Annotated in this window: 1 pseudogene; it reads left to right on the top strand. The window is 49.2% G+C overall.

Annotation, left to right across the window (positions count from 1 at the left end):
* A pseudogene (locus CWC11_RS20340) lies at positions 1 to 297 on the top strand (RHS repeat domain-containing protein); the annotation flags it as partial.

The raw sequence follows: 297 nt of genomic DNA, 5'->3' as shown, positions 1-297 counted from the left end.
CAGTGCCACCGACGCCGACCGCCTAACACAATTTGGCGACAGCGACTTTTACTACGATGAGTTTGGTAACCAAATACGCGAAACCGGCAAAGGCATTAAAACCCGTCGTGAATACAACGCGTTTAACCAGCTAAGTTGCTTTAATAACAACGGTACGCTCACGCAATACGACTACGACCCACTCGGGCGTCGTATCGCCAAGCACACCGAGCACGGTAAAATTGACTACATTTGGGATAACGACCAGTTAATCGGTGAATGCCAGCACGGTGAATATACCTGGTATATCAACCTGCC

The organism is Pseudoalteromonas sp. S3178, assembly GCF_005886985.1.
Classification (GTDB): domain Bacteria; phylum Pseudomonadota; class Gammaproteobacteria; order Enterobacterales; family Alteromonadaceae; genus Pseudoalteromonas; species Pseudoalteromonas carrageenovora.
The sequence above is the reverse complement of the archived record's forward strand: the minus strand, read 5'-3'. Positions and strand labels throughout refer to the sequence as shown.